15 protein-coding genes are annotated in these 15,904 nt (G+C 32.7%); 1 reads left to right on the top strand and 14 read right to left on the bottom strand.

Annotated features, from left to right (window positions below; all coding sequences use genetic code 11):
- Window positions 1-43 precede the first annotated feature (43 nt).
- A complete protein-coding gene (locus tag X928_RS09615; RefSeq protein ID WP_103079545.1) occupies window positions 44-2,065 on the bottom strand; it encodes a chemotaxis protein CheA in 2,022 nt (673 codons plus the stop codon).
- Between the two features lie 39 nt (window positions 2,066-2,104).
- Window positions 2,105-3,316: a CinA family nicotinamide mononucleotide deamidase-related protein gene (locus tag X928_RS09610; protein ID WP_169926379.1), complete on the bottom strand. Its 1,212-nt coding sequence runs from the start codon at window positions 3,314-3,316 to the stop codon at window positions 2,105-2,107.
- Window positions 3,317-3,940: 624 nt separating this feature from the next.
- On the opposite strand from X928_RS09610, the gene nth reads away from it, so the two are divergent.
- Window positions 3,941-4,573, top strand: a complete 633-nt coding sequence (gene nth / locus X928_RS09605; RefSeq protein ID WP_103079543.1) for an endonuclease III — start codon at window positions 3,941-3,943, stop codon at window positions 4,571-4,573.
- Between the two features lie 34 nt (window positions 4,574-4,607).
- Here nth and X928_RS09600 read toward each other — a convergent pair whose 3' ends face one another.
- The 12 genes from X928_RS09600 to X928_RS09545 form a co-directional block, all read right to left on the bottom strand.
- On the bottom strand, window positions 4,608-5,057 hold the full coding sequence (locus tag X928_RS09600; RefSeq protein WP_103079542.1) for a hypothetical protein: 450 nt from the start codon (window positions 5,055-5,057) through the stop codon (window positions 4,608-4,610).
- 54 nt (window positions 5,058-5,111) lie between these two features.
- A complete protein-coding gene (locus tag X928_RS09595) occupies window positions 5,112-6,116 on the bottom strand; it encodes an NAD(P)H-dependent glycerol-3-phosphate dehydrogenase (RefSeq protein ID WP_103079541.1) in 1,005 nt (334 codons plus the stop codon).
- A complete protein-coding gene (trmB, locus tag X928_RS09590; protein ID WP_169926378.1) occupies window positions 6,116-7,060 on the bottom strand; it encodes a tRNA (guanosine(46)-N7)-methyltransferase TrmB in 945 nt (314 codons plus the stop codon). The genes X928_RS09595 and trmB overlap by 1 nt, the downstream gene beginning before the upstream one ends.
- Before the next feature lie 58 nt (window positions 7,061-7,118).
- Entirely contained in the window at window positions 7,119-7,421 is a 303-nt protein-coding gene (gene rpsT, locus X928_RS09585) for a 30S ribosomal protein S20 (protein ID WP_103079539.1), read from the bottom strand.
- A 76-nt stretch (window positions 7,422-7,497) separates the two neighbouring features.
- Complete coding sequence (metK, locus tag X928_RS09580; protein ID WP_146026663.1) at window positions 7,498-8,694, bottom strand: methionine adenosyltransferase; 1,197 nt, start codon at window positions 8,692-8,694, stop codon at window positions 7,498-7,500.
- 159 nt (window positions 8,695-8,853) lie between these two features.
- On the bottom strand, window positions 8,854-9,837 hold the full coding sequence (locus tag X928_RS09575; protein WP_169926377.1) for a M23 family metallopeptidase: 984 nt from the start codon (window positions 9,835-9,837) through the stop codon (window positions 8,854-8,856).
- A 94-nt stretch (window positions 9,838-9,931) separates the two neighbouring features.
- Window positions 9,932-10,174, bottom strand: a complete 243-nt coding sequence (hfq, locus tag X928_RS09570) for an RNA chaperone Hfq (RefSeq protein ID WP_103079536.1) — start codon at window positions 10,172-10,174, stop codon at window positions 9,932-9,934.
- A 123-nt stretch (window positions 10,175-10,297) separates the two neighbouring features.
- Complete coding sequence (gene miaA / locus X928_RS09565; protein WP_103079535.1) at window positions 10,298-11,209, bottom strand: tRNA (adenosine(37)-N6)-dimethylallyltransferase MiaA; 912 nt, start codon at window positions 11,207-11,209, stop codon at window positions 10,298-10,300.
- Window positions 11,206-11,976, bottom strand: a complete 771-nt coding sequence (locus tag X928_RS09560) for a class I SAM-dependent methyltransferase (protein ID WP_103079534.1) — start codon at window positions 11,974-11,976, stop codon at window positions 11,206-11,208. The genes miaA and X928_RS09560 overlap by 4 nt, the downstream gene beginning before the upstream one ends.
- Window positions 11,933-12,274 (bottom strand): hypothetical protein, encoded by a 342-nt coding sequence (locus X928_RS09555; protein WP_103079533.1) that lies wholly within the window; start codon window positions 12,272-12,274, stop codon window positions 11,933-11,935. The genes X928_RS09560 and X928_RS09555 overlap by 44 nt, the downstream gene beginning before the upstream one ends.
- Before the next feature lie 21 nt (window positions 12,275-12,295).
- On the bottom strand, window positions 12,296-14,527 hold the full coding sequence (locus X928_RS10195) for a carbohydrate ABC transporter permease (RefSeq protein WP_211286521.1): 2,232 nt from the start codon (window positions 14,525-14,527) through the stop codon (window positions 12,296-12,298).
- 15 nt (window positions 14,528-14,542) lie between these two features.
- The gene (locus X928_RS09545; RefSeq protein WP_103079532.1) at window positions 14,543-15,904 is read right to left on the bottom strand and encodes a carbohydrate ABC transporter permease; all 1,362 of its coding nucleotides are present in this window, start codon (window positions 15,902-15,904) and stop codon (window positions 14,543-14,545) included.

Below are 15,904 nucleotides of genomic sequence, written 5' to 3'. Positions count from 1 at the left end.
TTCGCCCCGCTCCCCACCCTCATTTAAGTACTTAAATTATTCATTATATTAGAGAAGCAACATCTAATATAAGAGCTATCCTACCGTCTCCTAAAATTGCACCTCCGCTAAATTCCTTAACATCATTCAACAAAGACCCCAAGGATTTGATAACTATATCATCTTGGCCTAATAATTTATCAACAACAACCCCATATTTTTTGTTTCCCAATTTCACAATAATAATATATTCATTTGAAGAATCTTTTTTCTTTTCATAACCAAATAACTTCCTTAAACGTACTACAGGCATTACTTCTCCTCTCAAAAGGAAAACTTCTTGACCTTGGACAACTTTTAACTCACCATCACTCATTCTTTGAGTTGTATCAATATTAGCGATAGGTATCGCATAAACATGCTCATTTACAGTTATTAGAAGAGCTTCTATAATTGCCAAGGTAAGAGGTAAACTAATACTTATCTTTGTACCTTTTCCCTTTTTTGTTTCCAAAGAAATAGTACCCTTTAAACTCTCTATAGTACTTTTAACTACATCCATTCCAACTCCTCTTCCAGACAATTCCGTAGAAACAACTTTAGTAGAAAAACCAGGTAAAAAGACGAAATTGTATATCTCATCATCGCTTAATTTTGATGCCTCTGATGAACTAATTAATCCTTTATCTATAGCGGTACGGAGTATTTCATTTTTATCGAAACCTTTTCCATCATCTTCGATTTCTATGATAACTCCGTTCCCTTCATGCCTAGCTGATAACTTCAAAGTCCCTGTTTCGGGTTTCCCTTTGGCCAAACGCTCGTGAGGACCTTCTATACCATGATCTAGAGAGTTCCTTAATAGATGAACTAACGGCTCACCTATCTCGTCAACAACGGTTCTATCTAATTCTGTTTCTTCCCCTTGAATCACAAAGTTCACTTTTTTTCCCAATTCTTTTGCAAGATCTCGTACAAGCCTTGGAAATCGATTGAACACAAAAGCAACTGGAACCATTCTAATTTTCATAACAACATTTTGAAGATCTAAGGTTATCCTTGAAAGTTGAGTTAAACTTTCATCAACTTCTTTTACATCATACTTACTTAAAGTTTCAATGATTCTACTTCGAGCTATAACGAGTTCTGCCATTAAATTCATCAATTCATCCAATTTATTTATATCTACTCTTATACTTTTCGAAAGCTTAACTTCTTTTTTATTGTTCTCTAAACCCTCTTGCTTTGACTCTTTTTCCTCATCCTTATTCTCTTCTTTTGATCCAAAGAGGTTGTTCGTTGAAAATTCATCTACATAAACCGATTCCACTTCGGCAACTTTATTAACAAGCTCTGCTATCTCTCCAATACTTTTAGAGGTAACAACGCCAAAAATCAGCTCTTTATCAAAATTCTCTTTTTCTATCTCTTCGACACTAGGATACGTATAAACTATCTCACAGCCGTTGTCTTCTAATTTGTGATGTATAGCATAAGCTCTTGCTTGTTTTAACTGTACACCATCTTCTAAAATAACCTTCAAAATCAAAAAGTTTAAATTTCTTTCTTTTGCTTTTTCAAAAACATCCTCTAAAAGCTCCTTAGTTTCGTCGTCCATTTTAGAATAGATGCCATTATTCTGTTTATCTAGATTTTCTTCTTTTTCATTTGTTTTATCCCTAGACGGTTTAGATGAACCTGTTGATTCTTCATAGGAGTCTATTTTCTCCAACAGTTTTTCCAGTTTTTCTACATCGCCGTTGCCTCCTTGTGCTATATCTGAAATACTTTCTTCTAATGCATCTGAGGCATTAAACAAAAAATCCATCAGATCATCGGCTAAATCAATCTTTTTATTTCTTAATGAATCTAATACATTTTCCAATTTGTGTGAAAATTTAGCCAATGTGTCAAACTCCATTGTACCTGCCATACCTTTTAAGGTGTGAATCACTCTGAAAATATCGTTTATTATTTCTAGGTTACTTTTATCTTTTTCAAGTTCAAGTAGAAGGTCATTAAGTTCTTGAATATTTTCTTTAGATTCCTCTAAAAAAACATTTAAATATACATCATAATTCGACAATTCTATCCCCTCCTATTTCAAAGTATTCTACACCCTTTTCTAAGGATTTTGATTTCGAACCAAATTTAAAATATTCCAAAAAGCAAAGTAAGTGGCTCTTTTTCGAATTTCATCTCTATCCCCTGAAAAAACTTCTTTTACGGCAACAAAATCTTCATTAGTGAGAAAACCAAACCAAACCGTTCCAACCGATTTTTCTTCACTCCCTGAGCTTGGCCCTGCTATGCCACTAACAGATACACAAATATCACTTTCCATGATTTTCTTCAAACCATATGCCATTTCTTTGACGGTTTCTTCGCTAACAGCTCCAAATTTCTCTATTGTTTCTTTTTTAACCTCCAATAATTTTACTTTTGAATCATTAGAATACGTTACCACTGAACCTTTGAATACATTTGAAGCACCTGGAATGGATACCAATGTATTCGAAAGCATCCCTCCAGTACATGATTCAGCAAAAGAAAGTGTCTTTGAAGATTCCATTAATGCGTTAAATAAAGTACTTTCTAAACTTTTAAAACCAATAAAATGCTTACTAAATTGAGATAGGATTTTTTTTAAGATAGGCTCAAAATCAGCATTTTTTTGCATTCTAATCCTCAAACTTGGACCAATGTATTCTTCAATTTTAGTAGAGTAATCAGTGTTTTTTAAGATAACTGAAACTTCCTGCATTAATTCAGCTTCTGTTAAACCATAAAAATAAAGTGAATATTCTACTTGGTCGTTTTTCATTTTACCTTTTAATTCATTATATATATACTTCTCAAAAATTGATTTCATCTCGTTATACGGTCCTGGCAATAAATAAATGGTTTTACCATTAAAATGAACTTTTTGACCGGGTGCACTTCCTATAGGATTTGGTAGTATATCGGCATTTTTTAAAACATAGCTTTGTTTTTTTAAAACACTTAGGTATTTTCCGGTTTTGTTATAATAATAATGATTTATTTTCTCAAATAAATCTTCATTTAATACAATATCTATATTACAAATTTCAGAAACAGCCTGAACTGTTAAATCGTCTTGTGTTGGTCCCAATCCACCTGTAATAAATATTGTATCACACATTTTCAGTGCTTCTTCAATGGATAATTTTATCAAAGATAAATCGTCTTTTACATTCGTTATTTTTAAAGTATCGTATCCAAAATATTTAAGCTTTTCAGCAACGTATTTTGAGTTTCTGTCTAGTATAATACCTTCTGTTAGTTCATTACCTGTTGCAATTATACAAGATTTCAAAGGTGTCACTCCTATAGTTTATATTAAAACTAATTCATTATATTTTACCACAATTTTTTTCTTAATTTCATCATTTAGTCATTTTAATATTTGGGTACTATCATTAAACATTAAGGGGTAAACCCCTTAAGATCCCCAAAACCAATTTTTCATTTTAGTAAAGATTTTTGCACAAATCAGCAAAAGGGCAAGCCCGGGCATTGAGGGGTAAACCCCTCAAACTCCCCAAGAACAAAAATCTCTAAACAAACCCATTTGAAGACAGATTTTGCATAATTCAGCAAAAAAATCATTTAAAAACATTGTTTGCACACTGCGGCAAACTTAAAAAAGCTTTTTGCACAAGACTGCAAAAGGGTAAACCCCCAAGGCCCCCAAGAACAAAAATCAATAATTATTAAAATCGGAGTTTGGGAGTTCACCAAACGGGGCAAGCCCCTAAGACCCCAAGTTCAAAATCATAGTTTATTATAAAAAAGCTTTTTGCACAAGGCTGCAAAAGGGTAAATCCCCAAAACAGCAAAACGGGTGGGGAGCGGGGCGAAGGGGCGCTAAAGCTAACAAGAACCAAGCTTTCAAGCTTATTAAAAAGGTTCCAAAAACTTTATGATAAAAGGAGAAGAGATGAAGAGAGATATAAAAAAAGAAGCGGAACAGATCATAAATATGTTTCCACGTAGCAATTCTGAAACAGATCCTTTTAAGGTTTTGATTGAAACGGTGCTTTCTCAAAGAACAAAAGATGAAAATACCGAAAAAGCTTTTAAATCACTTTTTTCTCGTTACAAAAATGTTTTTGAGATTTCTAAATTGAATCCTGAGGACCTATATGATCTAATCAAGCCAGCAGGTATGTATAAACAAAAATCTGAAAGAATTATCAATATTTCTAGAATTTTAATTGAAAAATATAATGGAAAAGTGCCAGATGAATTAGGAGAGTTGATTAAGCTGCCAGGAGTGGGGAGAAAAACAGCCAATATAGTTTTGTATGTATCTTTTGGTAAAGAAGCACTTGCAGTTGACACACACGTACATAGAATTTCCAATAGACTCGGTTGGGTGAAGACAAAAACACCAGAAGAAACGGAAGTCCAATTAAAAAAAATTATACCCTCTGAATTATGGGGACCTCTGAATGGTTCAATGGTGAATTTTGGTCAAAAAATTTGTAAGCCAATTTCTCCAAAGTGCATGGAATGCTTTTTGAAGGAAGTCTGCCCTTCAAAACGGGTATATAAAAACAAAAGCCGGTAAATAAATACCGGCCGTTGCTTTTTAAAATCAAATTTTAAGGCATGATTATATTTCCATTATTTTTGCCTTTTTCTTTTTGATTTTTTCCAATGCCTGCTCTTTCTAATTGGTTCAACAGTTCTGGGGGTGCAATACTAATGTTACCTGCCGCTTCCTCTTGCTCAAGTAACTGTTTCATTTTTTCCTGATATTCTGCCATTCTTTTCTTCAAACTCTCTAAATCATTATCGATCCATTGTATGATTCCTTTTGAGATTTCTTCGATTCTTTCGTCATTTAAATCCATCTCTTCTTCACTTAGTTCATTTAAAGCACTTAATTCCTCTTTTACGGATTCTTTCACCTTGTCCTCATCCAACAAGTCATTTTTCTTGATTAACCTTAAAGCCACATTTGTTCTAAATTTTAAATCTTCTATAGAAATTTCTAAACTCTCCATACGTGCCATCAATGCTTGTAAAAGTTGGTCTAAAGAAACTTGCATTTGAATGCCTCCTTAAAATTTGACTTTCCTTAGTTAATTATACCATAAAATCTTTCAATTGAAAAATTCAGATTTCAAATCCCTTGTCATTAATTTGTAAATAGCCGTTTTAGGATCTACACCTTCGTATAGTACTTGATAGATTTTAGCAGCTATGGGCATTTCAATTCCTTTTTCTTTTGCATCATTATATACAGCTTTTGCAGTGTAAACCCCTTCTGCAACCATCACCATCTGTTCCAGAATTGTTTTTAGAGTCATACCTTTTGAAAGCATTTCTCCAACGTACCGATTTCTGCTATGTGAGCTAGTGCATGTTACAACAAGATCTCCAATTCCTGCTAATCCCATGAACGTTTCTTTGCTCCCTCCATAATACGTTCCATACCTAATAATTTCAACCAATGAACGGGTGATTAAAGCAGCTTTTGTGTTATCCCATTTTCCAAATCCATCTATTATACCGGCACCTATGGCATAGATATTTTTTATAGCACCGCTTATTTCTACTCCTATTAAGTCATTGTTAGTATATACTCTGAAAGTTTCATTGCTAAAAATTTCCTGTATATATTTGTTAACCTGACTGTCCCTACCTGCAACTACAACCGATGTAGGTACATCTTTTGCTACTTCTTCTGCATGACTGGGACCACTTAGCGTACAATAGTTAAACCCTGATAGGTATTCCTCAAAAATTTTACTCGGTATTTTTTGGTTTTTAATTTCCATGCCTTTTGATAGATTGACAAAAACAATATCTTTGTTTGTAAGAGAATCTTTGTGAATTTTGCTTAACACATCTGATATATGTTGAACAGGGATAGCTATAATTACAATTTGTGCGTTCTTTAGGCTTTTATTTATATTCCCTTCAACATTTATTTCTTTTGCAGGGAGTTTTAGGGTAGATAGATATCGGGGGTTACTTCCATTTTTTATTTCTTGTAAGAGCTTTTTGTCTCTATCCCAAATTGTTACTTTTTGATTATTATCCACTAAATGCTTTGTCATTGCCGTTCCCCAACTACCGGCACCCAAAACCGTTATACAAGACATTAATTTTCTATCTCCTTGGCGATTGTATTCACCACTTCTTTAACCGCAGGGGTCCTATAAGCTTTTGCTATGTCATCTAATTTTACTAACCATCCTTCTTTCATTTTAATGACATTAACAAAGTAACTTTGAATATACCCCTCGTCTTCAGAAAAAACCTTTACTAAGTATTTTGAACCATCTAATTTAGTGTATATGTCCTTTATAACTATAGTTTTATTTTTACTAGATTTTTTAAATCCAACCAGAGATTGTAATTTATCAAAATTCACATTTTTGATTTTCTCATGAGGCAAATCGAAATCCCCTTCTAACAACCTTTTTATTGATTTTTCGCATCTTTTTTGTGCAATAAGTAAATACTTTTTTCTTCCTTCATTTTCCCACTTTTTTTCGTATCTCGTTTTGAAAGGTAATTGGTTTATTTCGGAAATATTTTTTACTTCAAAACATCCGTTGTTTAAAAATTTTTCTTTAACATCAGAAGCATACCAAAAAATGTCGGTTGTTAAAATTAATTCACCGTCTACTTCTAATACCGACGATAAAGTGTCTATAAATTTTTCGTCAAAAAGACGGTTTTTTGCGTGCTTGCTTTTTGGCCATGGACATGGAAAGTTAACTATTACTTTATTAATCGAGTTGTCAGAAAAAAACTCCCTAAGGGCAAATTTTGCATCTTCAAGTATTATTTGTACGTTATTTAAATTATTTTGAAAGATTTTCTTTTTTATTTTGTGACAAGAAGTTAGGGATGTTTCTATTCCGATATAATTATAATTATTGTTGTGTTGGGCTAAATTTACTAAAAGTTCGCCACCGCCGAATCCAACTTCAACTATCAACTTATTGCTATTTCCAAAAATTTTATTCCATTCTATAGGATAACTTTTTATTTCCTTTGTATTTACTTGATACATTCGTAAATAAGAATAAGAACTCAAAACTTCCTTACCTCCAAAAAAGGGGGTCATAATCGTATTTATTACAAAAATTCATCAATTACTCATTAACAGAGGAACTTTCTGGTGCCATTTCGCCTAAATATTTTTTAACCTTTAAATGTAATTTTGATTTTTTCCTTGCGGCATAGTTTTTATGTACAGCACCATGTGATTTTGCCGTGTCAATAATTTTAAAAGATTTGCTTAATAGCTGCATCAATTCTTCCCTTTCAGCATTTTCTTGAATTTTCTTGTCTATTTCCTTAGAAATTTCCTTAATCCTCTTTTGATATCCACGATTTTTTTGTCTTCTTTTTTCTGATTGTCTAACCCTTTTTTCTGCCGATTTTTTATTTGGCAATTTTGAAATACCTCCTCAATTTTTGTTTTTCGCCCTGTAACCCTTTTAAAATCAAAATCTTTTGCCTTTTAGTAAATTACAATCCTAATGCTGCTTTCAATTCCTTAACTTTATCTAATCTTTCCCATGGAAATTCTACATCTTTTCTTCCAAAATGCCCGTAAGCGGCGGTTTCTTTGTAAATAGGTTGTAATAGATTTAAGTTAGTAATTATCGCCGCAGGTCTAAAGTCAAATATCTCTTTTACAATTTTATATATCTTTTCTTCATCAACTTTCGCCGTACCTTTCGTGTCAACATTTATTGAAACGGGTTGTGCAACGCCAATTGCGTAGGAAAGTTGAATTAAAACTTCATCTGCTGCACCACTTGCTACTAAATTTTTAGCTACGTATCTTGCCATATAAGTAGCGGATCTATCCACTTTGGTAGGATCCTTTCCTGAAAAAGCTCCTCCACCGTGTGGTGCCCAACCACCATATGTATCAACGATTATCTTCCTTCCAGTCAGTCCTGTATCAGCTTGAGGACCCCCAATAACAAATCTTCCTGTAGGATTGATAAGAATTTTTGTGTTTTTTGTAAAAAGGTTTTCCGGTATGACTGGAGTTATTACATGTTTTTTTATTGCTTCTTCTAACTCTTGCCTTTTTATATCAGGCGAATGTTGGGTGGAAATAAGTATAGTCTCTACGCCTAGTGGTTGATTATTTTCATCATACTCTACTGTTACTTGAGTTTTACCGTCTGGCCTTAAAAAATCCAATGTATCCGATTTTCGAACATCGGCCAATCTTTTGGCAAGTCTGTGAGCTAAGAGAATAGGCAAGGGCATATAAGCATCCGTTTCGTTTGTCGCATATCCAAACATAATGCCTTGATCTCCTGCTCCTATTTTTTCAAAAGGGTCTTCTTCTTGTCTTGATTTAACTTCTAACGATCTGTCAACCCCCAGAGCTATATCAGGTGATTGTTCTTCAATAGAAGTAATTACAGCGCATGTTTCACCATCAAATCCAAATTTAGCTCTGTTATAACCTATATCTAAAATAGTATTCCTGACAAGTGTTGGAACATCTATATATGCAGAGGTTCTAACTTCACCTGTTACTACAACTAGTCCCCTTGTCACTAAAGTTTCTACAGCACATCGGGCATTCATCTTATTTTCTTCGGGTTCTTTTTCCAGTATAGCATCAAGTATAGTATCAGAAATTTGATCACAGATTTTATCAGGATGACCTTCCGTTACACTTTCACTGGTAAAGAGCATTTTTTTCACATTTAAGCCTCCTTGATTTCTTCGAGTGTTTTTCGTCAGATTTCAGTTTATTTTTAGAATTCCACGAGGTAAATTATACCAAAAAAATTAATTTCCTCAAGTGAAGAAAAACGATACACTGTTAATTTTTAAAAATAAAATTAACATTTCTTATGGTTTTATGAATTTCAATTTATAAACTTTTTCGTTACCCCATATGTCTTCTAAAACGATTTCTCCATTTAAAGTCGTTGAGGTTTCATAAGAAAATGCTGAAAAGTCATTGATAACTATTGGAGATAAATGGTCATCAGAGTACATTTTCAGCCAATATATGGAAGATGTTGAACCATATCCAAATACAGCATCAGCTTTGTATATTTCTGACTCTTTGATTATGCTAAAATCCATTTTATAGGTTAAAATATCATTGATATACATAGAAACTTTTTTAGGAAGAATAGTGGAGTTGTCCCCTAATTTTTCACGTACTCTAATGTCTATCCGGGGATAGTTACCTGTGTATTCTACAACAGTTTCTCCATTTTCTGTAACTTCAAAATATTTGTTATTGGATCTGATTCTCATTAATTCCAAAGATTTATCCCTTTGTTCATGATATTCTAAAAACTCAAGGGGGTCGTACATGGTGAAATCATCTTGGGATTGCTTTAAAACTTCAAAATGCAAGTGAGGCGCTATGGCTTCCCCGGTATCTCCTGAATAAGCTATAACCTCATTTAGGTTTATTGGGATTTTACCTTTGGGAAAAACAATTTCTATTCTTTGATTTCCAAACTCGTTTTGAACTAATTGAGAATATTTAGATATTTTATCAGAGAAAACACTCAAATGGGCATATCCACTAACTAAATCAGAGTCTTCATGGTATAAAAATATTGCATTGCCGTAAAGAGGATCGTTTAACCAAATCTTATAAAGAGAACCTTCAGCGGCCGCATAAACAGATTCTCCCTTTCTGTTGAAAGTAGAAAAATCTACTCCTAAATGAAAATGTGATTCAGCTCCTGTATCTCTGTATTCACCAAAAGATGCGGTTATGTATGAGTTTTTTATAGGTGGCTGAAATAGCTGAGAAATGGCAAAAATAGAAAATATAAGGATGTATAAAGATATCAAAAAAGTTTTTTTCAAATTAATTCCCTCCATAGTTCTCATAACGTTATTTTGAAAAAATACTAGAAAACTACCCCTTCTTTCCTAGGGGCAGTTTTTTATTTTTCTCTTTCTACTCATCTTTAGACGACTGTTCTTGGAAAAGTTTTATATATTTTGAAGGTGCCATCATTTTTATGGCATGTTTATAAACCAGTGATTGTTCACCGTTTTTTTCCAATAAAACAGTATAATCATCAAAAGATCTTACCACTCCGCTTGTTTGAAATCCCCCTTCTAAATAAATTTTTACTTCTATCTTGTTAATCCTCAGAATGTTCAAAAATCGGTCTTGTAAATTAAATTTTTCTGCCATGTTATCACCCCTCGTATCAGAAATTAAATATACTTTTTCTAGAAAGACTTGCTATAGCGCCACTTCGCCCCGCTTCCCCCCCATAAGGAAGGAGGAATAAGGCTTTACCCAGCTCCAGACTCATTAAATAATTTCACTTACTATTTGATCTACTACGCCTTCTTGAGTTGTTTGGCTCAAATTGATCCATCTTGCAGATTCTATCTTGCGAAAGTATATAATCTGTCTTCTGGCATAGTTGCGGGTGTTTACTTTTATCTGGTGAATCATTTCATTAAAATCGATTTTCCCATATAGATATTGTATCACTTCTTTATAACCTATGGTGTTTAAAGCGTTAAGAGTTGTAGAATACCCTAAAGACAAGAGATTTTGTACCTCATCTATCAGACCTTCATTTATCATTTGATGGACTCTTTTGTTTATCCTTTCATGCAATTCTTGCCTTTCTCTATCTAGTACTATTATATGATAATCAAAAGAATTGTCGTTTTGCCTATTTTCTTTTACAATCTCCCCCATTTTGATACCTGTTATAACATAAATCTCTATGGCCCGGATGATCCTTTTTAAATCGTTTGGATGTATCTTTAGAGCTCTTTGTGGATCCAAATCTACCAATATCTTTCTCAATACACCAGGATTATTTTTTTCTAATTTTCTTAAATAAGTCCTTAAACCATAGTCAGATTTTACATTCAAAAAACCTTTCCTCAGAGCATCAAGGTATAGGCCTGTCCCACCAACTAAAACTGGTGTATTTCCTCTATTTAGTACTTCATCAATCTTTTTTTCTGCCATTTTTTTATAATCAAAAGCTGTAAAATGGGTTCGTGGATCTATTGAGCCAAATAAATGATGTGGGATCATCTGTTTGGTTTCTTCATCAGGCATAGCGGTACCGATTATAAGATGGCTATAAATTTGTCTAGAGTCCATACAAATTATTTCTCCATTAATTCTTCTGGCTATTTCTACGGATACTTTTGTTTTTCCAACAGCTGTAGGGCCCACTATAACTAAAACTTTGTTCACTTTTCAATCACTCCGAAAAATACTCCACTTTTTTTACTTCCGATTTTTTTATCGAAGTCGTACAAATCCCACACACTGTCGTTAGAACGTGCTTTGATTACTACTTTTTTCCTAGCTATTTTAACCATCTTTTCTAAATCTTCTTGTGTAATTTTATCGTATCGAGCAAATTTCCTCAAAGGATTTATAGAGCTTGATTTGTACTGAGGATTCTCGAACATAGGATCACAATAAACAATCTCATAACTTTTTTCTTTTTGCTCGTTTAGAAAAATTTTATAATCTGAATTGATAACTTTGATCTTTTTTGAAGCTTCTTTCATCCAATTTTCTTTATAATCGTAGTTTGTTATATTTTCTGCAACAACCGCATATATAGGAAAAGAAGCCTCTAAGCCTACTACTTTTTCACAAAAATACGACAATAGTAAGGCATCACTTCCAAGGCCAAGGGTTAAATCAAGTATGATATCGTTTTTTTGTGGAGATACAGCGTTTATTAAATGATCAATTCCATTTTTTAAATAATTGTTCAATCTTATTTTGGAAACAGAAGGATGGAAAAATAATTTTCCATCCTCCCATTGAAAGTTTAGGGCTAGTTTCTTATCTATTACAAAATAAAAGTTCCCTTCGTCCATTCTAAGCTTATTTCTTTCTAGATACACACCACCATATTTGTTGGCTAATTGCAACGCTTTTTCTATTTGTTTTTTATTTGGCTTATGGGAAGTTGTAAAGATCCATTTGGTGGAATTCTTCACCATTTATTATAACTCCTTTGTCAGCTAATCGATTTTTTAAATCCAAAAGGATCTGATTTCTTTTTAGAATTTCATCATTCAGTTCTTCTTTTCGTTTTTCAATTTCATTGTACTGTTCTTTTAAATTGTAATATAAGTCTATTTGTCTATATATTTGGAAGGAGACGAACCCCAATATGAATATTAAAGCGCTTAACAATAAAAGTCGCAAGATGATGGAAATATTCGGTTTTTTACGAGCGAACAATTGTTTTTTCTTACTTTTGTTTCTATCTAATTCAATAAATGGGATTGCACTCACTTCCTAAATCGAATCTTATGTTTAACCTTTCAACCCAGTTCTTGCGATACCTTCTATGAAATATCTTTGTAAGAATATAAACAATATTACTATAGGAATCATAGTAAAAGTGGATGCTGCCATTAAAAGGTTGTAGATCTCTCCCGCATCAGTTCTAAAATTTTGTAATCCCACTGAAAGTGTTCTCATTTCAGGACTTTTGGTGACAATTAAAACCCATAAAAAGGCGTTCCAACTCCCTACAAATTTTAGTAGTGCCCCCGTTAAAATTGCAGGTCTACTAAGAGGTACCATCACGGTCCATAAAAATCGCCAACTTGAAGATCCGTCTATTTTAGCAGCGTCCCATAACTCGTTGGGCACAGTCATAAACTGTTGCCTGATCAAAAAAATGGCAAAAACACTAATCACCCAGGGAACGATCAAAGCATAATAACTGTCTATCCATGAAAATTTACTAATAGTTATATAATTTGGTACTAATAGAACCTCACCCGGTATCATCATGGTAGCTAAAAAAGTTATAAAAATAAAATTCTTTCCCCAAAAATTAAGTTTTGAAAATGCAAATGCAGCCATCGACGCAAATATTATCTCCAAAACGGTGGTTATTAGAGAAACAAAAACCGTATTCACATAGTATCGGGAAAATGGAGCACCGTTCCATGCATCAACATAATTTTGAAATATATTCCCCAAGACCTGATTAAAAGAATATTCAACTTTTCCGGAAGGAACATCGTCAAACAACCAAATTGATGGTACATTTACTGTGTATAATTCAACATTCGAATTATTTTTGTACAAAATCATATCAACAAAAGGCGGTGCGGTTACAATATTTACTTTGGAAATCGTATCAAGGAAAAACCTATCGAAATCTTTTAATATTTTATCATATTCTTTCCTTTTTTCCAATATCCTTGCGAACTCTTCTTCCTTTCCTTGAATGTTTTCTATTAAAAAACGATAATCGGAATCTGAGAGCACTGCCTGGGCTTGATCAAAGCTAGCCTGGTTCTGCGATAACGTTCTAATAATGTTTGTGTATATTGAGAGGTTTCTGGGGTCTTCTATTAATGAATTACTCACATCATTTACAAAATCGTTCTCTAGATATGAAACAACTTCTTGATTCAAATTATCGATATTTTTCTCGTTAGCTAATGAGATCACAATTTTTTTAAATGATTCTGGAAATTCAGTTTCTTGGATTCTGTCTATGATATTTTGATACTTTGTTTCTCCAGTAGGAACGTCGAATATTATGTTCACATCTTCAAATGTAATATTTTGTTCCTCACCATATTTTTCGTTAAAATACATAAAGAAAGTTAGAGTATTGATCTCTTTCATAATGGGTTCGTAAATATTTCTTTGAATCAAAGTATTTGTGTTGGAGAGTATGTCATCTTCAAAAGTTTGAAACTCAGACAAAAAATCAGCGAGTAGATTAATTAATTCTTCTACCTCATTTTCACTAATTATTCTTAACTCTGCTGGATAGGAAGATAATTTTGAATTCAAATCATTGGTTTTCGATTTTATCGTTTCCAAATAATTGGAAAATATTTCTTTACTTCTTGTTATACTTTCTATTTGACTTTCTGTCATATTCGGGTTCGTTCTAAAATACGGTAAGATATTGATATTTCTTTGGAGGGTTATATCTATAAAATTCTGAACTTTGCTTATACTTTGTTGTATCCTTCTTATCGTAGTAGTCTGTTTAAAATAGCCATCTTCTTGGGAAAAAAGAGCAAAATAAATACTTTCAAAAGTTTCAAGGGAATAATCTTCTATAACAAATAAGCTCGATAAATCTTCTCTTAATTCAATATTTGAAATATAATCGTAGATATCAGACATCATATACTCGACACTTGCTTGCTCTGTATAATCGATCTCGTCAAAAGAGAGTTGTACCCTTCCTCGCCTTACAAAGTCCCCATCTATTTCATAGACCAATTTGTAAGGATTGTAGCTTTCTTGGGTTGATAAAGTTCTAAATTCAGCTAAACTTAAGCCTGTCCTTGGGGAAGGTTTTGAGGGAGTTAATTTTAAATTTAAATCCCATTCATTCTGAAAATTTTTTGTTGTCCATGTTGGAGGCCATAAGTTGATTTCGCTGCTTGTTTTCAAAGAAGTCATTATCATCCACGCAAAAGGCAAGAGCATAACTATCGCGCCTCCTGCTAACAGTAAATAAACTATCAAAGTCCAAAGTGTTTTTATAAACTTTGTATAATTCAAGTATAATTTCCTCCCTTAGGATTCGTAGTGTATTCTACTTCTGCTACTTCTCATCTGAAGAATTGTAAACAATAGAATAATTCCAAAAAGCACGTAAGCAGCAGCACTAGCTCTTCCCATCCTTTGTTGAACATAGAACATATCAAACACGTAGTAAACCATGGTCATTCCACTGTTGTTGTAAGGTCCAGGCATACCTACATAGAGGATAAAAATCTCATCGAAAACTTTAAATGCTCCGATCATTGCAACTATGATTATAAAAAAAGTTGTAGGAGATAATAAGGGTAAGGTTATAAACTGAAATTTTTGAAAAGGTGTGGCTCCATCCACTTCAGCAGCTTCGTAGTAAGTTTTATCTATATTTTGCAGACCCGCCAAAAAGATTATTGCGTAATATCCTACCATCTTCCATATAGATATTATGGCAACGGTAGGAATCGTAAACTTCTGATCTTTCAACCATGGAACTTTTGAAAAACCCATTTGAGTTAAAATATAATTTAATAAACCATTGTCATTGAATATCCATTGCCATACTAGAGAAATTGCCACAACACTTGTAACAAAGGGAATAAAATAAACCGTTCTAAAAATAGTTTTACCATATAATTTTCTATTCAATAATAAGGCTATTAACAAGGCAAACAGAATAGTTATAGGCGTGGAAAGTAGAACATAATAAGTGGTATTCCATATCGCTTTGATGAATAACGACTGTTCCTTTGCCAAACTCAAAAACCTAATAATTTCAGGCACTCCCAAAGAGTAAAACGCTATCCATAATACGATGAACATAATTATCCGAAGAAAAATTTTATTGGACATTTGATCTAAAAAGTGCAAAGATAATAAAATAGTGTAAACAACAACAAGAACTAAAGCACTTATTATATTAAGATACTGTATTAAATTAGTAGTTAACAAAGAAAGTATTCCTAACATACTCATAGAAATAATTAAATATTTTTGACGAGGAGTCTTTACCTTTTTTAGATCAAAGATTAAATGAATGATAAAAATAGCAGTCATAAAGATTAGAAGTGTATTGAAAAATGTTTCATTGAGAGTAATATTCACAGGTTGGTTCAATTTAAATAAATCTATATAATTTTGAAGCCCAATGAATAACGGATTATCTTGATTTTGAAAATCCCACTTAAAAAAGCTCAGATAAAAGGAATAAAAAATAGGCCAAAAAACAAAAATCCCTAAAACAACAAATGATGGTAATAGATACAAATAGGCTGAAATACTTTCTTTAACTTTCCTGTATTTAGCAGGTTCTAAATATTTTTTTGATAACATTCTGACTAAAAGCAAGGAAAAGACGATCAATAAAACATAAAAGATGATGGCGTATTCAGCTTTTAACAA

The organism is Petrotoga miotherma DSM 10691, assembly GCF_002895605.1.
Lineage (GTDB): Bacteria > Thermotogota > Thermotogae > Petrotogales > Petrotogaceae > Petrotoga > Petrotoga miotherma.
This window is presented reverse-complemented; position numbering and strand designations above follow the sequence as displayed.